The following is a 23,101-nucleotide window of genomic DNA, read 5'->3' on the forward strand; positions in this document are numbered from 1 at the left end:
TAATCCATAAATTTGGAATAAATCCAATTTATGTGAAAGAAGAAGATTATATAAAAGGCCGTGGGGCCCAGCAAAACGTTCCCAACAGATTTTTACGGCACATTTATGAGACCCGGGATGATTTTCTAGAATTTTGTCGCATTGAGGGTGAAGAAGCAGAAAATAGGAAGACCCAATATATTCCTATCTTTCCCAAAACCATTGTGAACAAGGTAACTAGTCCGGATGTAGGGATGATGTACTCCATGAACCCCTATCAAGGTTGCGAACATGGCTGTATTTACTGTTACGCCCGTAATACCCATGAATTTTGGGGCTATAGCGCCGGACTCGATTTTGAACGCAGAATCCTGGTCAAGAAGGATGCCGCAAAATTGTTGGAGACCAAACTAAAGCATAAAAACTGGAAGGCGGAGACCATAGTGTTATCCGGAAATACGGATTGCTATCAACCTGCAGAGAAGAAATTCAAGATAACCCGGGATTGTTTGAAAGTGTTCCTAAAGTATAGGCACCCCGTAGGAATGATTACTAAAAATGCCCTAATTTTAAGGGACTTGGATATCCTTTCGGAACTAGCAAAGAACCAACTGGTGGCTATAAACATTTCAATCACTTCCCTTTCGGAGGAAACCAGAAGAATTCTCGAGCCCAGGACAGCCACAATTAAAAGGCGATTAGAGACCATAAAGGCCTTATCCGAGCACAATATTCCCGTAAATGCCATGTTAGCTCCCATTATTCCTGGAATCAATAGTCATGAAATCATGAATCTGGCTAAAACGGTTGCCGATTACGGTGCCCTGTCTTTTGCATTTACCGTGGTTCGCCTTAATGGAGCAATTGGACAAATTTTTACGGATTGGATAAAGAAAACCTTGCCGGATAGGGCCGAAAAAGTATTACACCAGATTCAACATTGCCACAACGGAACACTGAACGATAGTCGGTTTGGAATACGAGGTAGGGGTGAAGGTAAAATTGCCACCCAAATCCATGATTTGATGCGTTTGGCAAGATGCACCTATTTTAAGGACAAACCGCCTTTTCCAAAACTAAATACAGGACTACATGAGATCTACAAGCAAGGACAGATGAAATTATTTTAGAAATTTTTCCAGTTTTTGTCCAATTACACTAGCGGGAATACGTCTTAAGCATATACTAAACTTTAAAAGAACAGTTATGAGTAATTTTTTATTTTTATTTAGAGGAGGAGATAGGGCAAGAATGGAGCAATCTCCTGAGGCCATGCAAGAGCATATGCAAAAATGGGGCGCGTGGATGGGAGGATTAAAGGAAAAGGGACAACTTGTGGATGGTTTACCCTTATCCAAAGAAGGCAATGTAGTCCATAAGGCAGGAGAGGTGATAACCGATGGTCCTTTTGCGGAAGGTGCGGAAGTAGTGGGGGGGTATCTCATTGTTTCCGCGGATGGCCAAAATGAAGCCGTCGAGATTTCCAAGGGATGCCCCATTTTTGAGCATGATGGAAATGTAGAAGTTCGGGAGATTATGTCCATGGATATGTAGTTCCAATAGCAGTCTATCCTGGTAAAGTCCGATTATTCTATTCGGACTTTCTACTTTTACAGTATGGGGGAGCCGAAAAGAGAACAATTGGTGGAGCACGTATTCAGGCATGAATATGGAAAAATAATTTCGTTTCTGGTACATAAGTTTGGCCCGTTCCACCTGGAAAGGATAGAGGATGCCGTGCAGGAATCCCTTATCAAGGCAATGAACCTCTGGGGCTATAATAACCCACCGAATAATCCTACATCCTGGTTGTTACGGGTAGCCAACAATACGCTTATCGATACGCTAAGGAGGGATGCGAGGATGGATCAAAAGGAGGATATTTCAGATTTTGAACGGCAATATGCGGTTCAGGAAGAAGTCGTTTTGAATAGTCGTATCAACGACAGTCAACTACAAATGATTTTTGCCTGTTGCCACCCATCCTTATCCAAGGAATATCAAATAATTCTTAGCCTAAAACTGATTGGGGGTTTTGGTAATAAAGAAATAGCACGGGCATTGTTAAAGAAAGAGGATGCCATTGCCAAGTCTTTTACTCGGGCCAAGAAAAAACTAAAAGAACACGTAAAAACGCTGAACAGCCCGGTGGAGATAGGGCTGCGGTCTAGATTGGCCATCGTTTTGAAGGTCATCTATTTATTGTTTACCGAGGGTTATACGGCAAGTCACGGGGAAATCTTGATAAAAAAGGACATATGCCTTGAAGCAATACGCCTGGCACTCCTTCTTTGTGAAAACAAATATTGCAATCAACCAGAAGTACATGCCCTCATTGCCTTAATGTGCTTTCATACCTCAAGGTTTGAGGCCAGAATAGATCACAATGGCGATATGGTGGACCTGGAACACCAAGATAGAACGACCTACGACGTTGAATTAATACGAATTGGGATTGAGCATTTGGAGGCTGCCGCTGTAAATTCGAGCCCTTCCGACTATCATTTGCAGGCCGCTGTGGCATACTTCCACTGCACAGCCACCAAATTTGAGGATACGGACTGGAAAGGCATTTTACGACTATATGATTTACAGTTGGAACGGCAGTACTCCCCTATCATAGGCTTGAATAGGATAGTTCCTTACTACAAGGTTTTCGGGGCAAAAGCCGCGTTGTCTGAACTTCAAAATTTTGAAAATGGCCCCTACTACAATGAGAGCGCCTTGTTTTATGCCATTAAAGCTCAGTTGTTACATGATTTAAAAATATCTCGAGGGGCAAAAGACGCATTGCAGAAAGCTATTGATTTTACTACTAACCTATTGGAGAAAAAACATCTTTCCAAAAAATTGAAAACCTATTGAGCAATGGACTGCCTGCTTGTTCCTCTTTATTCAAGTTTTGGCAATGTACTTCTTTCTCAGTTCCTTTCGGCAAGCTGATCTTTTCCCATCACCATGTTCTCCTTATGGGCCTCTACCAAGGCGTTTATTTCTTGAATAATCTCAGGATGGCTTTGAGCGATATTAAAAGCTTCCGATGGGTCTTCGCTTAAATTGTACAACAATGGAACAGTATGATCCACCCGTTCCCCAAATTGTCCGTAGACCCCTTGCGTTGTATAATGTACCTTGTAATCCCCGGACCTTGCCGCATACAATTCGGTACCGCGGTAGTAGAACAAGGATTTACGGGGGCTAGTTGCCCCATTGAAAAGGGTTTGGCTCAAATCCACTCCATCCATGGGCCGATCTTTTGGAATTTCGACCCCTGCCAACTTGCTGAATGTCGTAAAGAAATCCATGGTGCTTCCCAAATCGGAAACAATGGCCGGTTTAACACGACCGGGACCCCAAAAAATACAAGGCTCCCGCATACCGCCCTCCCAGGTACTGCCCTTGCCCGCATAAAGCAATCCTGCACTACCACCGTGGGTGCCGAAGGGAAGCCAAGGTCCATTGTCCGAAGTAAATACTACGATGGTATTTTCGGCCAGCCCTTCTTCTTTAAGCGTATTCAAAATTTGGCCGACCCCATGATCTATTTCCTCTATGACATCCCCGTACAATCCCCTTTTGCTTTTCCCTACGAAATCCTTCGAGGCGAATAAGGGAATATGGGGTAGGTTATGAGCCAGATAAACAAAGAAAGGTTCATCCTTATTCTTTTTGATGAAGTCTACCGTTTCCTGGGCGTACCTTTTGGTTATTGTATTCTGGTCGGCCGGTCTTTCGATAATTTTTGTATTCCGAAGAAGGGGGACATTAAAGTCTTCGGTATCGATAAAATCATTATCGGACACGGTTTGTTTATATCCTTTTTTACCCTCGAAATCCATGTCATTGGAATAGGGAATTCCGAAATAATAATCAAAGCCGTTGTTGGTCGGAAGATACTGCTCTTTATGGCCCAGATGCCATTTCCCGATACAGGCGGTGGCATACCCCACCTTTTTTAACTGCTCAGCCAAGGTAATTTCACTCGCGGGCAAACCATTGACCGAATTGGGGAAAAGTACCCTGCTCTTATTGCTGGACATTCCACTACGCACGGGTAAACGTCCTGTAAGCAATGCAGCGCGACTAGGGGTACATACACTGGCGGCTACATAAAAGTTAGTCCATTTTTGACCTTCTATGGCCATTTGATCCAAATGTGGCGTCTTGATGGTGGGATGGCCATAGCAACCTAAATCGCCATAACCCAGGTCATCCGCAAAAATAATAATGAAATTAGGACGGCTTTGACCGGAATCCTGGGATAATATCCCATAGGAGAAAAACAGAAAAAAGACTATGGAAAGACTTAATCTAATTAAGGCGGATAAAGAATTCTTCATTGTCTTTCAATTTTAGGATATTTCCCAGCCTTTTCTATAACTTCCTTTGACCCATTCATTGGCTTTGTCCCAATTGGTTACTTTCATGTTGTTTCCGTCCCAAAGGATTTTACGCCTTCCCGGGTAGTTAAATCCTCGGCCGTTGGATCTCTTTTCCTTAAGCTGAAAAGCCCTTATAGCCAAATTGCCCATTAATACGGCTTCGGTTAACGGGCCAGATTTTTTGAAATCCGATGAAGTTTCCACGCCATTCAGGCAGCCCTCCACGAAATTGCGCTGATGCCCTCCGGTATCACCTTCTATTCGTTTTAAATAGGGCTTGGGCGCGTTGAACAATTCCATGTTTTTACTGGGCAGTAATCTTGCGTTTCGGGAATAGGTGTCCGCCACCAAGATACCCCGGGTGCCATAAAAAACACTACCTCCACCGCCGTCCCCAATGGTCTCGCCTTCACCTAGTTCATCGGGCAGATCAGGTTTCAACCCACCGTCATACCAGTTCAAGGCAATATCGCCATGTTCTTCGGTATGGAACTTCAATCGAACTATGGAGGAAGCGGGGCAAGACTGGCTATAGTCGGCCTCCACAAAATCACCGACCCAATTGGTAGTGCAACTGGCCTCCGCTTCAGAAGGATATCCCAGATCCAACACACCAAAGGGGGTCTCCATAATATGGCAGCCCATATCACCCAAGGCTCCGGTTCCAAAATCCCACCATCCGCGCCATTTAAAGGGTAGGTAGGAATCATTATAATCTCGCATTGCTGCTGGCCCAAGCCATAGGTCCCAATCCAGACCTTTTGGAATACTGTCCTTGCCTTTAGGTATAGGGACGCCCTGTGGCCAAACGGGACGATTGGTCCAACAATCTACCTTATACACCTTGCCTATAATGCCGGATTGAATCCACTCCTTGGCTTCACGACTCCCATCACTGGACGCCCCTTGATTACCCATTTGGGTTACGATACCGTTTTCTTTGGCCACGTTTGTCATCATTCTGGCCTCATTGATATTATGTGTCAAGGGTTTCTCCACATAGGCATGTTTTTTAGCTTTCATAAAAGGAAGTGCAATGGGGGCATGTGTATGATCGGGTGTGGCTACCATAATTGCATCGATTTCATTCAAATGCTGATCGTATACCTTTCTAAAATCTTTGTAACGTTTGGCTTTCGGATATTTTTTATAAGTGTCGGCAGCCCTTCTATCGTCAACATCGCAAAGTGCCACGAATTTTACTTTTTTGGTCTCGTCCAATCCCCTGATTACCCCAGATCCCCTTCCGCCTACGCCAAAAGCACCGATATACAGGGTGTCACTTGGTGGAACATGTGTTTTGCCAAGAACGTGGTTGGGAACAATGGAAAAAGCGGCCGAGGACGCCGCTACATTTTTGATGAATTTTCTTCTTTGCATCGTGTTGTTGGATTTATAAAATGGTCACGGAAGATACAAAAATTAAGAAAAGAATCGGTTTTCCAAATAGCCCTACTTCGTAAGATTTTTTTGACGGGAGGCTTGAATAACTAAACACGGAGATCCCATTCCTTATAAAACTGTTCCAGATAATCCAGCATAAATTGATGTCGCTCTTGGGCCAAACGTTTTCCGGTATTCGTATTCATTTTGTCCTTAAGTAGCAATAGTTTTTCATAAAAATGGTTGATGGTAGGCGCTTGGGAGTTTTTGTATTGTGTCTTGGTAAGTTTGGGGTTTGGGGCAATTGCCGGGTCATAAAGTCTTCTGTTTTTAAATCCACCATAATTAAAGGCGCGGGCAATACCAATGGCGCCAATGGCATCCAACCTATCGGCGTCCTGTACTACTTGCAACTCCTTGGAATTGAACAATGTGCCCTTGGTTTTGGCTAAACTATTCTTAAAGGAAACATTTTCAATAATCTGTACCACATGGGCAATGGTATCTTTGGGTGCGTCTAGCGATTGTAAAAAAGATGCTGCCAATTTAGGTCCCATAGTTTCATCGCCATTGTGGAATTTGGCATCCGCAATGTCATGTAGTAACGCTCCAAGGGAAACTACCAAAACATCTACTTCTTCCGTCTTGGCAATGTGCTGTACATTTTTAAAGACCCGTTGAATATGAAACCAATCATGGCCCCCTTCAGACTCCCTTAGGGTAGCCTTTACAAAAGCGATGGTCCGTTCTATTATTTCCACATTCCTCATGGATTTTAGACTATTCCAGCGTTTACCCGTTGCTCCGTTTGGGCGATTAACTCGTCGACATTTCCTTTATTCTCAATAGCCGAGTGTACCCTAAAAGTAAGATGGTTGCCAATACCATAAGGAAACTTGCCGTACTGCAACATCTTCCAGGAATTATTGATACTTATAGGAACTATATAAGCCGAGGGAGCGTTTCGCAATAATATTTTTAGGCCCATAGGTTGGAACTTTTTTGGTTTTCCAGTACGGCTTCGAGTCCCTTCCGGAAAAATAACCGCGCTTCGGTTGTGCTCCTCTATATATTTTCCCAATTTGGCTATCTGGGCCAAGGCCTGTCTACTGTCCTTTCTATCGATCAAGACCGAACCTCCGTGCCTAAGGTTAAAGGAAACACTGGGAATACCTTTGCCCAATTCTATTTTGCTCACAAATTTGGGATGGTATTTCCTCATGAACCAAATAATGGGAGGAATATCGTTCATGCTTTGGTGATTGGCAACAATAATTAATGGGGTATTCTCAGGAATGTCACTTGGGATTTTAAAGGAATAGGTAGTACCCAAAATATGGGTACATCGTACCAAACACCAATTTAGCAAACTAACGCTTCCTTTGTGGGCCGTGTACCCAAATAAGTTTAGGCATATCCATTGAATGGGGTGGAAAACCACAAGGGCTAACCCAAAGAAAACAAAATAAATAACCGTAAGGGGATATGCCAGAATTTTTCGCATGCTGCTAAATTAAAAAACCGCTTCTTAGGGAAACGGTTTTTCTTGTTATTTTAAGGAGCTACCGATGGGTATAGGTCCTAAGGAACGCTTTTAACAGAACTCATTATAGGCCTCTGTCAGATTCTCGGCAATGATTTCTGCAGGTCTACCCTCAATATGGTGGCGCTCGATCATATGTACTAACTCGCCATCCTTGAACAACGCCATACTAGGCGAGGATGGGGGAAAGGGAACCATAAGATTTCGCGCTGCGTTTACCGCTTCAGTGTCTACACCGGCAAATACGGTAACCGTCCGATCCGGTTTCTTGTCATTTTGCAAGCTTAGTTTTGCTGCCGGTCTTGCATTGGCAGCAGCACATCCGCAAACGGAATTTACTACAACAAGTACGGTACCGTCTTGGTTAATGGACTCTTCGACCGCATTGGCGGTATATAATTCTTCAAACCCGGCCAATGCCAGGTCATCTCTCATAGGCTTTACCAATTCTTCTGGATACATAGACTCATTTTTTTATTGAGAGACAAAGATAACCAATTCATACTTTTTTGCACAAGTGTTAACGTTTTATTGGGCGGATAGGGTTTCCCTTGTGGGGGAGTTGATGGCAGCTTATCTTTGCCAAAATTGAAGATAGACATGATCAAATGGTTCACGGCCATATTGGGATATTACCTCTTTCGCCTTCCAGGCGCCATATTGGGCTTCCTTTTGGGGAGCTTTATCGATAATTTGAACAGCAGTGGTGGAGGTGCCCGTACCATTTTTAGGGATATTTCGAGACAGCAGGTTTCCCCGGCCGATTTTGAGCTTAATCTGATATCCCTGTGCTCCCTGGTCATAAAGGCCGATGGAAATGTTACCCAAAAGGAGCTGGACTACGTTAGGCAATATTTTGTGAGCACTTATGGTAAGGAAAAGGCAAATGCCATATTTAGGACGTTCAACGAGATTAACAGGAGCAGGGAGATATCTGCCCAGCGAATTTGTGCCTATTTAAACCAGCGTACCCGATATGAAGTCCGGCTACAGTTGCTGCACTTCCTGTTCGGAATAGCTCAGGCCGATGGATCAGTTAGTACGGCCGAAGTCAATAAAATAAGGGAAATTGCGGGATATTTAAGGGTAGCGATGCGCGATTTTGAAAGCATCAAGGCCATGTTCATCAAATCCGCCGATAATGCCTATAAAATTCTGGAAATTGATAGATCCGCCACGAACGACGAGCTCAAAAAGGCTTATAGGACCATGGCAAAAAAATACCATCCGGATAGGGTAAATACTGAAGATGAGGCTATTAAAAAAGGGGCAGAGGAAAAGTTCAAACAAGTACAGAAGGCCTATGAGGAAATACAGGCCGAACGAGGAATTGGATAGTGGTCAATTGGAATGGTGTTGGAGCAAGGCCGGAATTCTTTGGAATTAAGAACACGTCAATAGCAATTAGATAATTATATACCAAACCTTAATTTTTAAATATGCAGGATTTTTGGTTCTACATAAAACTTGGGCTAGATCACGTATTGGACTTCTCGGCCTATGACCATATTCTTTTTTTGTGTGCTTTGGCCGTTCCATTCACATTCAAAAGTTGGAAAAAAGTGGTACTCTTGGCCACTATTTTTACCATTACCCATTGTCTGTCCCTGTCCCTCTCCGCTTATGAAGTGGTAGTTGTAGATGTAGCATGGATAGAGTTTCTTATACCGGTAACCATTTTGCTTACCGCTCTTTTTAACCTATTGTATGTGTGGACCTCAAAAGCAAATAATAACATGTGGCTCCACTTTGTGGCCACCGCTTTTTTCGGGCTAATTCATGGGTTTGGTTTTAGCAACTATTTTAAAATGTTGGTGGCTACTGAAGAAGAAAAACTTTCACCCTTGCTGGGATTCGCTACGGGAATAGAAATAGCCCAGGTTTTGATCGTACTTTCCGTCTTGGCTTTGGCCTATCTGTTTCAGTCAATTTTAAAGTTAGGTCAGCCCCTTTTCATAGGAATTGTGTCTATTTTAATTATCTGCATTACAATACCTATGTTGGTCAATACGTTTCCAATGTAGATTTTCACTTAAAATTAACCCAAATAAGGTTGTAGGGCTTTGGCAAAGCAGGTATCTTAGTGCTTTTCAGTACATATGAAGGAGAGCAAGCAAGAGAAATATGACAGGGCCTATTTGCGAATGGCCCAGGAATGGGGTAAGCTCTCCTATTGCAAACGCAAACAGGTAGGGGCGATTATCGTAAAGGACCGGATGATTATTTCCGATGGGTATAATGGAACACCTACAGGTTTTGAGAACATATGCGAGGACGACGAAGGATATACGAAATGGTATGTGCTGCACGCGGAGGCCAATGCCATTAGTAAAGTAGCCTCGTCGACACAGTCCTGTGAAGGGGCTACTTTGTACATTACCCTTTCCCCGTGTAGGGAATGTAGCAAGCTCATTCATCAGTCTGGTATAAAACGTGTAGTCTACCAGACGGAATACAAGGATAGCTCTGGATTGGAATTTTTGAAAAAGGCGGGAGTAGAATTGGTTCACATGGCCGCAATTGAAACGGTTACCTAAAGCAAAGAGGTTAAATGAGCAGAAAATATAGTTATATATGGCCGACCATTATCGCCGCGTCGCTGGCGCTGGGCATATTTGTAGGGGGCAAGCTTCATTTTAACGATACTCCGGAAAAGCTTTTCACCACAAATTCGAAGAAAGATAAGTTAAACCGACTTATTGATTATATCGATTATGAATATGTGGACGAAATCAACACGGACAGTATTGTGGATGTAACAGTCAACAATATCTTGGAAAAACTAGATCCGCATTCTGTTTATATCCCCAAACAAGAGATGAGCAAGGTATCGGAGAACATGAAAGGTGATTTTGTGGGTATCGGGGTAAATTTTTATTCCTATAGGGATACTATTTCCGTAATACGGACCATAGAGAAGGGGCCTAGTTTTTTAAAGGGGATCAAAGCCGGAGATCGAATCTTAATGGCCGATGATGATACGCTTTATGGGAGAAACCTGCCCAGTGACAGGATTGTGGAAAAATTAAGAGGTGAGAAGGGAACAAACGTGCAGTTAAAAGTCTATAGAAAAGCCGAGGAACGGATGTTTACCGTCAGCGTAAAACGGGACATCGTACCTATAAAAAGTGTACAATCCTATTATATGCTTACTCCAGATATGGGGTATATAAAAATAAACCGTTTTGCGGAATCGACATTTAAGGAATTTAAGGCCGCACTTAAGGAGTTGAGCGGGCGGGGTGCAAAGAAATTGACATTGGATCTAAGAGACAACCCTGGTGGTTATTTGGGCATAGCGGAACAATTGGCGGACGAGTTTTTGGAAGATGGCAAATTAATTCTCTTTACCAAGAACAAAAAGGGGAAAATAGATAGGATTTATGCCACGGACAACGGGAGTTTTGAGGACAAACCGGTTTTTGTATTGATTAACGAAAGGTCTGCCTCGGCAAGCGAAATCATTGCAGGTGCGCTGCAGGACAACGATATCGGCACCATCGTAGGCCGTCGTTCGTTTGGTAAAGGTTTGGTTCAACGGGAAATGGAGCTAGGCGATGGTTCAGCAGTACGGTTAACAGTTTCCAGATATTATACCCCTACTGGCCGGAGCATACAAAAGACCTATAAGAATGGAACCAAGGATTACTACAAGAAATTCACCGATCGTTACCATAATGGAGAACTGGTCTCCGTGGATAGCATAAAAGTAGCAGACTCCTTGAGATTTACAACTCCAAACGGTAAGGTGGTCTATGGTGGTGGTGGGATAATCCCCGATGTCTTTGTTCCAATAGGAACAAATGAAGAGGAAGCGGTTGAAAGTATGGATAGCCTTGGGTTCCTTTCCTTTTTTATTTTCGAATACTTGGATGAGGATAGACAACGTTATGTGGATTGGACCGAAGAAAGATTTATAAATGATTTTAGGGTCGATGATATTTTGTTCGAGCAATTTGTGGATTATTCCATCTCCCGAAACCTGAAAATGAACTTTTATGATTTTGAGGGCCGCATTAAGCTCTATCTGAAAGCGGCGCTTGGCGAACAGTTGTTCGGACCGAATGTTCATGCCAAAATCAAGGCCGATGCCGATGCTATGCTGCAAAAAGTATTGGAACTGGATAAACCTACCATAAGCCAGGGTGAGGCCGAAAAGATAGAAGCGCAGAACTAGTCTTTTTCGTTGAGTTTCTTTTGGATTTTTTTGGAGGTCATATAAATTAATAGCAACACTATGGCACATAAAGAAGCCAAAATACCAATAAGTGCAATAATGCTATCACCCTGAAAGGGATTTCCAAAATCTACTAAGGTTACATTATAGGCGATTAAACCTAAGGCCAGAATAATTAAAACAATAATCAAAGTTCTCTTCATAGTTAGTACAAATTAAGGAGCTAACAATTCATTGACATTCGAAGCGAATAATTTTACGGCTATGGCCAATATAATAACCCCGAATACCTTTCTGATAATACTTAGGCCACCTTTCCCCAAGACCCGCTCAATTTTCTTCGAGGATTTTAAAACGAGGTAGACGAAGATGGTATTTAAAATAATGGCAACAATAATATTCTCCACATAAAACTCCGCACGTATGGAAAGGATGGAGGTCATGGTTCCGGCCCCGGCTATAAGAGGAAATGCTATGGGCACAATGGAAGCACTTTTGGGTTCTTCATCCCTGTACAGGGTAATTCCCAGAATCATCTCTATGGCCAAAAAAAATAAGATAAAAGCACCGGCCACCGCAAAGGAATTTATATCGATCCCTATGAGATTAAGAATTTCCTCCCCAACAAATAGGAATGCTACCATAAGGCATGCTGCTACTATGGAAGCCTTCCCAGATTGTATATGTCCCACTTTGTTCCTTAGGCTTATGATAATGGGTATACTGCCCACAATATCGATAACGGCAAAAAGTATCATCGTGGCCGAGGCAATTTCCCTTATATTAAAATGAAATGACATGGCTGATAAATTTGTGCCAAATGTACGTTGAATCGGCAGTTTTTGGATGCCCATATTAAAAAATTATTACACAGGAAATATCCAAGAAAACCTATCTTTGAGTTCCTGAAAAAATCGGTCATGTTTCAACTTGGAAAAACCATTGTTTCCGAAGAAATATTGGAGAATGATTTTGTTTGTAACCTTACGGCATGTAAAGGGGGGTGTTGTGTGGATGGAGAGGCTGGGGCACCCTTGGAAGGGGTTGAGACCGAAATTCTGGTGGACATCTACAAACAGGTGAGGCCTTTTTTGCGAGAGAAGGGAATCGAAACAATTGAAAGGCAAGGGGCATTTGTAAAGGGAGAGGACGGTGAGTGGGAAACACCTTTGGTGAACAACAATGAGTGTGCCTATGTCATCTATTCCGAAAAAGGTATTGCCAAATGTGGTCTAGAAGAAGCCTATAATCAAGGAGCTACCCAATGGAGAAAGCCAGTTTCCTGTCATTTGTACCCCATTCGTATTAAGGAGTATACGGAGTTGACCGCTGTTAACTATCACAAGTGGCAGATTTGTGATCCAGCCTGTACCCTAGGGGAAGAACTGAAGGTCCCAATTTACAAATTTGTAAAGGAAGCGTTGATTCGAAAATTTGGTGAGGATTGGTATACAGAGTTAGAGGTAATTGCCAAAGAGTATCTTAAACCGTAGGAATATGCAGTATTACTTTGGTGCCGGAGGGTTTTCCATTTTCATCAAAAAGGTCTATTATCTCTACCTCAAATGAATTTTGATAGTCTCGGGAGAAATTGGCAAGACGTTCTTTGGTGATATCGATGCCAACAGATTTGCGTTTTAGCACTTTACCTTCCTTTATTTTTTCGGCGGCATCCCTTCCAACACCGTTGTCCATAATGGCAATATGTACAAATCCGTCCTTTCCCTTGCTTATGTGAAGACCAATCTTTTTTTCCCCTTCTTTGGAAGAAAGCCCATGCCATAGGGCATTTTCCAAAAAGGGTTGCAATATTAACGATGGAATCTTCACCTGATGCACGTCTATATCCCCGTCTACGATAATTTTAAAATCAATTTCATTGGAAAAACGAATATTCTCTATGTTCATGTAAAGTTCTACTGTTTCCAACTCCTCGGCCAAAGGTATTTCCTTTAGTGACGACGCTTCCAGAATTTTACGTATCAACTTGGAGAACTTATTCAAATAGTGAACCGCATTTTTTTGTTCATTATTTATGATATAGAGTTTAATGGAGTTAAGGGAGTTGAATAGAAAGTGAGGATTCATCTGACTGCGTAACATGCTCTGCTCCAGGGTAAGCAACTTTTTTTCGTTTTTAAGCTGATATTGCCGATAAAGAATGTAGAAAATACCGGCCAATAGGGCCAAAGCTATCCCACTGGCCAGAAGTGTTTGGTTGTTCTTTCTAAGCTTTAACCGGACAATTTCGTTTTCCTTGGCCAGGACTTCAATTTGGTTGCCCTTCTTTTCCGAGTCATACCTAAAAATTACATCGTTTACATAACGTACGGTACTTTCGTTCAGAATTTCATTATCCAGGTTTTCCGCTTTTATTTTGTAGTTCAGCGCCTGTCTATAATCACGGGTCTGCTGGAATAATTCGGATAAAAGATGACTGGCCTGGGCAGATTCTCTCCTTAAATTATATTTCTCGGCAATTTGCAGCCCTAGCAACATGTTTTCTTTAGCGTCTTTAATTTTCCCAGCTAACAATTGGGCCCATCCCAGTGTTATCCGGGCCGGTGATAGTAGAAAACCATCGCCTAACTGCTGCGCAACGGCTAAGGTAGGCTCAAGTAAGGCTATTGCTTCTTCGGATTTATCCTGTTTAATGTAAATCTGGGCTATACTGTTTTTGCAGATTACGCGCCCCATATCGTTATCTATCGTCTCGTTATGGGATAAAGATGTCCTGTAGTTCTGTAACGCCTTGTCTAGTTGGCCCTTTTCTTCCAGACACTCCCCGATGTTTTGGTAGTTAACGGCAAGCCCTAAGATGTTGCCCAGTTCGGTTTCCAGCCTAAGGGACCTTTCAAAGTGCTCTATGGCTTGATCATATTGCTTTAAAAGTTGGTATAAATTTCCAATACAATTTAGGGATACATTTATGTTTCGTTTAAGGCCCAAAGATGGATTCTCCACAGTTTCCGCCAGTTCCAAGGCCCTCTGGTTGTAATCCATTGCTGTTCGTATGGAAGAGGTTCTTCGGTAAGCTACCCCCAACATGTTTAGACTGGACACCTCAAACTCCAAATGTTTTGATTCAACCACTAAATCCAGGGCTTTCTGGTGTAACGCAATGGCTTTGGTATACTGGGATAAATTGCGATATCTTCTGCCCAATTGATTCAAGGCATAGGCTTGCCCTTTAATGTACCCATTTTCGGAAGCGGAATTTAGGAGGTGCCGCATTAATACGGTATCGTTTCTATGGGATCTTAATAAGGTATGTATTTCGGTGTAGCTTGGATCGGATTGCAATACATTATCAATGGTATTCTTGAAACTGGCGGGAACATATTGGGAAATACAACCATAGGAAACAAGAAATAGAAATATTGACCAATATAGTTTGGACTTGGTAAAAACCAAAAAAAAACCAATGGGCACTAATTGTTTGATTCCGGACCTCATATAGTGACCTATAATTTGCCCAAAAAATCGGATTTCTTTTGTCTTGAAACAGGAATTTTATGATTGGACTTTAATACAACGTAACCATCCGTTTTAAGGAACTCCTTTATTTTATTAAGATTGATGATGTAGGAATTGTGTATTCTAAAAAAAGAATCTTCCGGGAGAAGTTCGTTTACTTCCTTTAGTTTTTTGGTCAAGACTATCTTTTGTCCGTCTATCAGGTAAATGGTGCTATAATTGCCGTCGGATTCCGCATATAGGATTTCTTCGCTTTCCAAAAACAACAACTTTCCATCTGTATTAAAGGTAATCTTCTTATGTATTGGATTGGCATTGAAATTGAGCAATATGTTCTCCAATCTTTCCGCGGTAAAGTTCTTTGCGTTGTATTTTTTGATTTTAAAAATAGTATCCTTAAGATCGTCCGTGTCTATCGGTTTTAATAAATAATCTATAGCTTCGTTCTTTAAAGCTTTTATGGCATACTGGTTATAGGCCGTAGTGATGACCACCGGAAAACTTTTGTCGCCGAGTTTCTGAATAAATTGAAACCCATCCATGGTAGGCATCTCTATATCCAAAAAAAGGCAATCCGGGGAGTTTTTCCCCAGATATGTCAAAGCTTCCGTCGGATCGGTAAAGGAGGCCAAGACCTTTATCTCATCGCTTAAATTGGTAAGCTCCCAGGAGAGACTTTGGAGAGCTTTGGCTTCATCATCCACTATTACGGCTTCCAACATAATATCTAAAGGTAATTAAATCAAATATAAAACTCTAGATCATTTTATTGCAAAAAGATGTATTGATGGGGGCAATTTGAGTATAGCTGGTACAAATGGCCACAGGGATGGTAGATATTTGAAGCATTTGGAATACTGAACAAATGGTTTCACCAAAGAAATAAAATTGCCAAGATTACCATTCATACAGGAAATTTTACCGTTTATACAGAATAATTTTTTGAATGGCGCACCATGTTATAATTTAGAATCGTTACAATTCAGATTTGTTTACGTTCTCCCCACTAGATGTAAAAGTCGAACAAAAGAACCAAAAACAGAGTTATGAAAAAATGTATGCTTATGTTCGTCCTATTGGTCCTGGCCATCATTATCGCCACAATATCGGAGAAAAAGGATGAAAAAGAATTGAGTTACAGTTTAGCCGACAAGGAAGTTTCCTTGAACAATTCAGTTTTAAGCCAAAACAACAAAGATGTAGGAACTACTTATGAACAACCCTCCAATGAACCTCTGAAATGATTTCTTGGATGCCATGTCCCTATTCTTTATGAAAATGACCAAAATAGGCTTTCTGGCATTATTGCCGCTAGTTCTAATTTCCGGTTATTGCTAGATGACCCCTTTAAAGTAGCCAAGAATATAGATGTTTTGCTGATAGTTTCGATGGAATTTTTGGATATGCGAACTTCAAAACTTTTTGGACATAACTATGTATAATCCTAATGGTAGGGAAATTACTGTTTTAGGAAACTTCATGACCAGACAATTATCGAAATAAGGCGAATGTTGGGCTATCAAATTTGTTAACATAAGAACTGTTGAACTTAAATTTCTTATTTTTGCTACAATTCAATGTTGTCTTGGCCTATATTCAATTTCAAGTCATTTATATTTTTTAGCCCCTTCTTGTCCCAGTTGAATTCATTTATGCTCTAAATTTTGGTATGTAAAATAGTTTTGGTGTAATTTGATAAAGTGCTTAAGGCCACATCGAATATCTTCAAGATATGCGATAAATTAAATAATAACGAAAACATGAAAAGTTAAATAACACTGCCATTCCAGGATGTACGGCCTTTGGAAACATGTTGAAGATATACATGTTACTGTTTTCTAACAGCCAATCTAATGAATCGTCGCAAAATGGATACCGACCAACTCGTTGGTTTTTGCTCGATTATAGGTTTCGGGGGAACTACCTGAATCAGCATCCTTCGCGATGAGCATCAGTTCATGATGCATTAGAGGGCCGTACGGTTTGGCGGTATTATTATGACTAATGAGCTATTTCCCCTCGATATGGCTGAATGGGGCAAAGATAGTTGCCTATTTCTATCCAATTCAAAACAAAAAAGACGTAAAAGAGAGCTGGTTAGCATACAAGTTCCTTTTTACTCGCATTTCAACTACCTTATTTAATGGACCGGAAGGTATAAAAATGTATACTTTCCGGTCTATTTAATTTTGTTTAATCCCAATAACAAAAAACGCTAATTTTTGTTTTCAGATTAGGCCAGTGTTCATCACTTACGAGGATGGATTTCAACAACCTGTGTTAAAAACTTTGAACTGGTTTTGATAAAACAGTCTTTACAATTTCATAACATTTTTAAATCTTTGTTACTCCCTGCCGAGAGGTAATTTTATCTCAAATTAACTTTAAAAACTTCATAGATTATGTCAACTGCCGTGGAGCCTATCTTACAGGAAAATAAGGATAGATTTGTAATTTTCCCCATTGAACATCATGATTTATGGGAATGGTATAAGAAGTGTGAAGCCTGTTTTTGGACTGCCGAGGAGATTGATTTACATCAGGATTTATCCGATTGGAACAATAAATTGAGTGACGATGAACGTTACTTTATAAAACATATCTTAGCCTTTTTTGCCGCATCCGACGGAATTGTAAATGAGAATTTGGCCGAGAATTTTGTGAATGAAGTCCAATATTCCGAAGCTAAGTTCTTCTACGGATTCCAGATTATGATGGAGAATATCCACTCTGAGACCTACTCCCTGTTAATAGATACCTATGTGAAGGACGAAAAGGAAAAGAACATCCTTTTTCAAGCCATTGAGAACTTTCCGGCTATCAAGAAAAAGGCAGATTGGGCACTTAGGTGGATTGATTCGCCGAGCTTTGCCGAACGACTGATCGCCTTCGCCGCTGTAGAAGGAATTTTCTTTTCAGGGGCTTTTTGTTCTATTTTTTGGCTAAAGAAAAGAGGTTTGATGCCGGGATTGACCTTTTCCAATGAGCTAATTTCCCGCGATGAAGGGATGCACTGCGATTATGCCGTTCATCTACACAACCATCACTTGGTCAACAAGGTGCCCAAGGAAAGGATTACCCAGATTCTAACAAATGCCTTGGACATAGAGCGGGAGTTTATTACAGAATCCCTACCCGTTAGTCTCATTGGCATGAATGCTAAACTGATGACCCAATATTTGGAATTTGTAACCGATAGGTTATTGGTTGAACTCCAATGCGAAAAAGTATACAATTCTGCCAATCCATTTGATTTTATGGATATGATTTCACTACAGGGGAAGACCAATTTCTTTGAAAAAAGGGTGTCCGAGTACCAAAAAGCCGGCGTCCTCAACAAAGAAAAGGATGAAGATGCCCAAAAAATCAGTTTTGACGCTGATTTCTAAGTAGTGAATTATGCGGGTTTCTGGACCGGTTCCGTTAGGTATGTGAACATGGAGCCCAAAAAAATACAACACTCAATTTACCAACACATCACTAAAACAACAATAAGAAAATGTATGTAATAAAAAGGGACGGAAGAAAAGAGCCGATGATGTTCGATAAGATCACGGCTAGGGTCAGAAAACTATGTTACGGGCTCAACGAATTGGTAGACCCCATAAAAGTGGCCATGCGCGTAATAGAAGGGCTTTATGATGGCGTCACTACTTCGGAGCTGGATAATTTAGCCGCCGAACAAGCCGCTACCATGACCACCACACATCCAGATTATGCAAAGTTAGCCGCTCGTATTTCCGTTTCCAATTTACATAAGAATACAAAAAAATCCTTTTCCGAAACCATGAAGGATTTATACGAATATATAAATCCCAGAACTGGTAAAAAGGCTCCATTGCTATCTGATGAGGTCTACAAGGTAATTTCCGAAAATTCAGAAAAACTGGATTCAACCATTATATACAATCGTGATTTTGGATACGATTATTTTGGCTTTAAGACCTTGGAAAGATCCTATCTCCTTAAACTGAACGGGAAGATAGCCGAGCGGCCGCAACATATGTTGATGCGTGTTGCGGTCGGAATCCACTTGAATGATTTGGACTCCGCTATAGAAACCTATGAGCTGATGTCGAAAAAGTATTTTACCCACGCGACGCCTACCCTTTTCAACTCAGGAACGCCCAAGCCTCAGATGTCCTCCTGCTTCCTATTGGCCATGAAGGACGATAGTATCGATGGTATTTATGATACGTTGAAGCAGACCGCAAAAATATCGCAATCTGCTGGGGGTATCGGACTTTCGATACATAATGTTAGGGCCACGGGATCATATATAGCAGGCACCAATGGTACTTCCAATGGTATTGTCCCTATGTTACGGGTATTTAATGATACGGCCCGTTATGTTGATCAAGGGGGCGGAAAACGCAAAGGTAGTTTTGCCATTTATGTAGAGCCTTGGCATGCTGATATTTTTGATTTTTTGGAATTGAAGAAGAACCACGGAAAAGAAGAGATGCGCGCTCGCGATCTGTTCTATGCAATGTGGATTCCAGATTTGTTCATGAAACGCGTGGAGGCTAATGAAGACTGGACCTTAATGTGTCCTAATGAATGCCCAGGACTGTTTTCAAATCACAGTGAGGAATTTGAAAAGCTATATTTGAAGTATGAGGCAGAAAATAAAGGACGGAAAACCGTAAAAGCCAGGGATTTATGGGAAAAAATATTGGAATCCCAAATTGAAACGGGGACACCCTACATGCTTTATAAGGACGCCGCCAATCGCAAAAGTAATCAGAAAAACTTGGGTACCATCCGATCTTCCAATCTCTGTACCGAAATATTGGAATACACTTCCCCTGATGAAGTAGCTGTTTGTAACTTGGCCTCTATCGCGCTTCCCATGTTTGTTAAAGGGGGCAAATTTGATCACAAGGAATTGTTCAAGGTTACAAAACGTGTGACCAAGAATCTCAACAGGGTCATTGATAGAAATTACTACCCTGTAAAGGAAGCTGAAAATTCCAATATGCGCCATAGACCAATTGGTTTGGGAGTTCAAGGACTTGCAGACACCTTTATTATGTTACGTCTACCTTTTACAAGTGATGAGGCCAAGGAATTGAACCAAGATATTTTTGAAACCTTGTATTATGCCGCAGTTACCGCTTCTATGGAAGAAGCCAAGGAAGAAGGAGCTTATTCTTCCTTTAAAGGTTCCCCAATTTCAGAAGGGAAATTCCAACACAATCTTTGGGGTATTAAGGACGAAGAACTTTCAGGTCGATGGGACTGGGGTAAATTGCGCAAGCAGGTCACAAAAAATGGCGTTCGCAACTCCCTTTTGGTTGCCCCCATGCCAACCGCATCTACATCGCAAATACTTGGGAACAACGAGTGTTTTGAACCCTATACTTCCAACATTTATACCAGAAGGGTATTATCCGGGGAGTTTATCGTAGTGAATAAACATCTCTTGGAGGATTTGGTAAAACTCGGACTTTGGAATGAAAACCTTAAACAAGAGTTGATGCGCGCCAACGGCTCCATTCAACATATCGACATAATTCCCGATACTATTAAAGAGTTGTATAAAACGGTCTGGGAGCTCAGTATGAAAGATATTATTGATATGAGCCGTCAACGGGGTTATTTCATTGACCAGAGCCAATCGTTGAATTTGTTCATGGAAAATGCAAATTATTCCAAACTGACTTCCATGCATTTTTATGCTTGGAAAAGTGGCTTAAAGACAGGAATGTATTACTTAAGGACCAAAGCTGCGGTTGATGCCATCAAATTTACTTTGGACAATACAAAGAAAAAGGAAGTGCCTGTTAGTGTCGCGGCCGAGGCCGAGGTTGCAGCCGCTACACCCCCTGCCCCTGAAGAGGCCAAGGCAATTGAAGTTAAGCCTACTCCGATAGTTCAACAACAAGATTTGGATATACAACCAATGACGCCCGAAGAAATGAAGGAAATGATTGCACGGGCCAAAGAAGGCCAGGCAGATGATGATTGCCTTATGTGTGGATCATAATTTGTGCCGAAATCCCTTATTATTTTTATAGGGATTCAGCATTGTGATAGTGTTTATTGATTAAAAAGCCTTGGTATTAAAATGCCGGGGCTTTTTCAATATTTTTAAAAGGAGATTAAAAAAATAGGGGCACACGGATACCCTACAAAGAACGGGGAGTAGTCTAGACCGATCTAATCTTTAAAATACGGCTTTAAAGCTATAGAAAACATATAGGCCGCAAGGTAAATCATTAAAATAACGAGATAATTGTCCATTTCCCAGCAAGGATTACATAATATATACGCAAATGGAACGAAAAAAGATCACATTAATTTTACAAACGAAGTAAAAAATTTGTTAAAATGTTATGCAGCATTGACGTGAAGATTCATTATGCTAAAAAAGACGAAAAAATCATTACACAGAATCGCATAACAAGTCTCAAAGGATGGGTTAGGTCTTAGGTGCATTATTTGCGGGATTACAAAACAGGCTATTAATCCGTTCTCTTCTTTAAATAAAAAAGGTAAAGAGCCTTTGAAATCAGAAGCAAAAGTACATATACGCCAAGAAGGTAGATATAGGGGGACATAATAAATTAACGTAAATGTAAGCTAAAGCTTACGTATCTCTAGTGCAGTTTATCGAAAACCCAAATTTTTTCGACCAAATGCACCATTGCATAGAAGATATTATAAAGGTTAAGTAAGGTCAAATTTAGTTCAGTGAAAAGAATTTTGTTAAAACCTTTCGCTATATTTAAAACATAAGTAAAGCGAATATAAAACAGCAATTTGAAATAAATAGTAAACCCATGGGGCAACGCAAATTTACGCTAGAAGAAAATGAAATTCCGGAGAACTGGTACAATATCATCGCCGATATGCCCAACAAGCCTTTGCCTCCCCTCCATCCTGGAACTTTGGAACCTATCGGTCCGGAAGCCTTAGCCCCATTATTCCCTATGGCCCTCATTGAGCAGGAGGTGAGCATGGAAAAATGGATTACCATACCCGATGAGGTGCGTAATATTTATGGTTTATGGAGGCCTACACCTTTGTACAGGGCTTATGACCTGGAAAAGGTATTGGACACTCCGGCCAAGATTTACTATAAGTATGAAGGAGTAAGTCCTTCCGGGTCACACAAGCCTAACACCGCTGTAGCCCAAGCCTATTACAATAAGAAAGAAGGAGTAAAAAAGATTACCACCGAGACCGGTGCAGGGCAATGGGGAAGTGCATTGAGTTTTGCCTGCCAACACTTTAATATAGACTGCGAAGTATATATGGTTAAACTCTCCTATGATCATAAGCCTTACCGCAAATCTATGATGAATACCTGGGGCGCAACGGTCCATGCATCTCCCACCGAATTAACAGAGGCAGGCAAGAAAATTTTAGCCCTGGACCCTAATAGCCCGGGTTCTTTGGGAATAGCGATTTCCGAGGCCGTTGAAGCTGCCATGCGTGATGATCAGACCAAATACGCTTTAGGAAGTGTCCTTAACCACGTTAAACTCCATCAGACGGTAATTGGGCAGGAAGCCATAAAACAAATGGAGAAGGCGGGGATATGCCAGATATTGTGATTGCACCATTTGGTGGTGGATCTAATTTTGCTGGAATAACTTTTCCTTTCCTTCGATTGAATTTTGAAAAGGGGAAAAACATCCGCTGTATCTCCAGCGAACCTACCTCATGCCCTAAATTGACGCGAGGTGTTTTCAAATATGATTTTGGGGATACCGGGGGGATGACACCCCTGTTGCCCATGTATACCCTGGGACATGATTTTGTGCCTGCGCCCATACATGCGGGAGGACTCCGTTATCATGGAGCAGGGGTGATTGTAAGCCAATTGTTAAAAGATAAGTTGATCGAGGCGGTTGCCCACGATAATTTGGAAGTTTTTGAGGCCGGAGTACTCTTCGCAAAGGCGGAAGGAATAATCCCTGCTCCAGAGGCTACACATGGTATCGCCACAGTAATTGCCGAGGCCAATAAATGCAAAGAGGAAGGTGTTTCAAGAACCATTCTTTTTAACCTTTGTGGACACGGCAATTTTGACATGAAAGCCTATGACGATTATTTTGAGGGGAGAATAGTCAAACACGAATTGTCCCAAGAGCAAATCAACGCTTCCTTGGCAAGATTAAATACTCCGGACATACCTTAAAAAACCATATT

General features: G+C 41.5%; 22 protein-coding genes. 13 read left to right on the forward strand and 9 right to left on the reverse strand.

The window, feature by feature from the left end:
• Positions 1 to 32 precede the first annotated feature (32 nt).
• The 3 genes from Q0993_RS13905 (at position 33) to Q0993_RS13915 (ending at position 2,844) form a co-directional block, all read left to right on the forward strand.
• Complete coding sequence (locus tag Q0993_RS13905) at positions 33 to 1,109, forward strand: PA0069 family radical SAM protein (protein ID WP_299533953.1); 1,077 nt, start codon at positions 33 to 35, stop codon at positions 1,107 to 1,109.
• Between the two features lie 76 nt (positions 1,110 to 1,185).
• Complete coding sequence (locus Q0993_RS13910; RefSeq protein ID WP_299533954.1) at positions 1,186 to 1,533, forward strand: YciI family protein; 348 nt, start codon at positions 1,186 to 1,188, stop codon at positions 1,531 to 1,533.
• Between the two features lie 63 nt (positions 1,534 to 1,596).
• Positions 1,597 to 2,844 carry a sigma-70 family RNA polymerase sigma factor gene (locus Q0993_RS13915; RefSeq protein WP_299533955.1) on the forward strand — a complete coding sequence of 416 codons (1,248 nt, stop codon included), beginning with the start codon at positions 1,597 to 1,599 and terminating at the stop codon, positions 2,842 to 2,844.
• 56 nt (positions 2,845 to 2,900) lie between these two features.
• Here the strand turns inward: Q0993_RS13915 and Q0993_RS13920 are convergent, their stop codons facing one another.
• From Q0993_RS13920 to Q0993_RS13940, 5 genes are all read right to left on the reverse strand, one after another.
• Positions 2,901 to 4,319 carry a sulfatase gene (locus Q0993_RS13920; protein WP_299533956.1) on the reverse strand — a complete coding sequence of 473 codons (1,419 nt, stop codon included), beginning with the start codon at positions 4,317 to 4,319 and terminating at the stop codon, positions 2,901 to 2,903.
• Between the two features lie 12 nt (positions 4,320 to 4,331).
• Complete coding sequence (locus Q0993_RS13925; protein WP_299533958.1) at positions 4,332 to 5,741, reverse strand: Gfo/Idh/MocA family oxidoreductase; 1,410 nt, start codon at positions 5,739 to 5,741, stop codon at positions 4,332 to 4,334.
• Positions 5,742 to 5,851: 110 nt separating this feature from the next.
• Positions 5,852 to 6,514 (reverse strand): HD domain-containing protein, encoded by a 663-nt coding sequence (locus Q0993_RS13930; protein ID WP_299533960.1) that lies wholly within the window; start codon positions 6,512 to 6,514, stop codon positions 5,852 to 5,854.
• A gap of 5 nt (positions 6,515 to 6,519) precedes the next feature.
• Positions 6,520 to 7,248, reverse strand: coding sequence for a 1-acyl-sn-glycerol-3-phosphate acyltransferase (locus tag Q0993_RS13935; protein WP_299533962.1), 729 nt, complete (start codon positions 7,246 to 7,248; stop codon positions 6,520 to 6,522).
• 90 nt (positions 7,249 to 7,338) lie between these two features.
• Entirely contained in the window at positions 7,339 to 7,749 is a 411-nt protein-coding gene (locus Q0993_RS13940) for a BrxA/BrxB family bacilliredoxin (RefSeq protein WP_299533964.1), read from the reverse strand.
• A gap of 138 nt (positions 7,750 to 7,887) precedes the next feature.
• Between Q0993_RS13940 and Q0993_RS13945 the strand changes: the two genes are divergently transcribed.
• The 4 genes from Q0993_RS13945 (at position 7,888) to Q0993_RS13960 (ending at position 11,464) form a co-directional block, all read left to right on the forward strand.
• Positions 7,888 to 8,625, forward strand: a complete 738-nt coding sequence (locus tag Q0993_RS13945) for a TerB family tellurite resistance protein (RefSeq protein ID WP_299533965.1) — start codon at positions 7,888 to 7,890, stop codon at positions 8,623 to 8,625.
• Between the two features lie 101 nt (positions 8,626 to 8,726).
• Positions 8,727 to 9,311 carry a HupE/UreJ family protein gene (locus Q0993_RS13950; RefSeq protein WP_299533966.1) on the forward strand — a complete coding sequence of 195 codons (585 nt, stop codon included), beginning with the start codon at positions 8,727 to 8,729 and terminating at the stop codon, positions 9,309 to 9,311.
• Positions 9,312 to 9,386: 75 nt separating this feature from the next.
• The gene (locus tag Q0993_RS13955; protein ID WP_299533969.1) at positions 9,387 to 9,824 is read left to right on the forward strand and encodes a dCMP deaminase family protein; all 438 of its coding nucleotides are present in this window, start codon (positions 9,387 to 9,389) and stop codon (positions 9,822 to 9,824) included.
• Positions 9,825 to 9,838: 14 nt separating this feature from the next.
• A complete protein-coding gene (locus Q0993_RS13960) occupies positions 9,839 to 11,464 on the forward strand; it encodes a S41 family peptidase (RefSeq protein WP_299533972.1) in 1,626 nt (541 codons plus the stop codon).
• On the opposite strand, the gene Q0993_RS13965 is transcribed toward Q0993_RS13960, so the two are convergent.
• Together Q0993_RS13965 and Q0993_RS13970 are read right to left on the reverse strand one after the other, a co-directional pair.
• A complete protein-coding gene (locus tag Q0993_RS13965; protein ID WP_299533974.1) occupies positions 11,461 to 11,667 on the reverse strand; it encodes a hypothetical protein in 207 nt (68 codons plus the stop codon). The two genes, Q0993_RS13960 and Q0993_RS13965, sit on opposite strands and share 4 nt — an antisense overlap.
• A gap of 12 nt (positions 11,668 to 11,679) precedes the next feature.
• On the reverse strand, positions 11,680 to 12,264 hold the full coding sequence (locus Q0993_RS13970) for a MarC family protein (protein ID WP_299533977.1): 585 nt from the start codon (positions 12,262 to 12,264) through the stop codon (positions 11,680 to 11,682).
• A gap of 120 nt (positions 12,265 to 12,384) precedes the next feature.
• Here Q0993_RS13970 and Q0993_RS13975 point away from each other — a divergent pair, with 120 nt between their 5' ends.
• A complete protein-coding gene (locus Q0993_RS13975) occupies positions 12,385 to 12,957 on the forward strand; it encodes a DUF3109 family protein (RefSeq protein WP_299533979.1) in 573 nt (190 codons plus the stop codon).
• Here the strand turns inward: Q0993_RS13975 and Q0993_RS13980 are convergent.
• Both Q0993_RS13980 and Q0993_RS13985 read right to left on the reverse strand, forming a co-directional pair.
• Entirely contained in the window at positions 12,947 to 14,920 is a 1,974-nt protein-coding gene (locus Q0993_RS13980; protein ID WP_299533981.1) for a tetratricopeptide repeat protein, read from the reverse strand. The two genes, Q0993_RS13975 and Q0993_RS13980, sit on opposite strands and share 11 nt — an antisense overlap.
• 8 nt (positions 14,921 to 14,928) lie before the next feature.
• A complete protein-coding gene (locus Q0993_RS13985; protein WP_299533984.1) occupies positions 14,929 to 15,663 on the reverse strand; it encodes a LytTR family DNA-binding domain-containing protein in 735 nt (244 codons plus the stop codon).
• Positions 15,664 to 15,987: 324 nt separating this feature from the next.
• Here Q0993_RS13985 and Q0993_RS13990 point away from each other — a divergent pair, with 324 nt between their 5' ends.
• The 5 genes from Q0993_RS13990 to Q0993_RS14010 all read left to right on the forward strand — a co-directional run bounded on the left by Q0993_RS13990 (position 15,988) and on the right by Q0993_RS14010 (position 23,090).
• Positions 15,988 to 16,185, forward strand: a complete 198-nt coding sequence (locus Q0993_RS13990) for a hypothetical protein (protein ID WP_299533987.1) — start codon at positions 15,988 to 15,990, stop codon at positions 16,183 to 16,185.
• 1,158 nt (positions 16,186 to 17,343) lie between these two features.
• On the forward strand, positions 17,344 to 18,330 hold the full coding sequence (locus Q0993_RS13995) for a ribonucleotide-diphosphate reductase subunit beta (protein WP_299533989.1): 987 nt from the start codon (positions 17,344 to 17,346) through the stop codon (positions 18,328 to 18,330).
• Between the two features lie 110 nt (positions 18,331 to 18,440).
• The gene (locus Q0993_RS14000) at positions 18,441 to 20,930 is read left to right on the forward strand and encodes a ribonucleoside-diphosphate reductase subunit alpha (RefSeq protein WP_299533992.1); all 2,490 of its coding nucleotides are present in this window, start codon (positions 18,441 to 18,443) and stop codon (positions 20,928 to 20,930) included.
• A 796-nt stretch (positions 20,931 to 21,726) separates the two neighbouring features.
• Positions 21,727 to 22,503, forward strand: coding sequence for a TrpB-like pyridoxal phosphate-dependent enzyme (locus tag Q0993_RS14005; protein ID WP_299533994.1), 777 nt, complete (start codon positions 21,727 to 21,729; stop codon positions 22,501 to 22,503).
• A complete protein-coding gene (locus Q0993_RS14010) occupies positions 22,488 to 23,090 on the forward strand; it encodes a pyridoxal-phosphate dependent enzyme (RefSeq protein WP_299533995.1) in 603 nt (200 codons plus the stop codon). The genes Q0993_RS14005 and Q0993_RS14010 overlap by 16 nt, the downstream gene beginning before the upstream one ends.
• Positions 23,091 to 23,101 lie beyond the last annotated feature (11 nt).

It is taken from the genome of Ulvibacterium sp. (assembly GCF_028285715.1).
GTDB lineage: Bacteria > Bacteroidota > Bacteroidia > Flavobacteriales > Flavobacteriaceae > Ulvibacterium.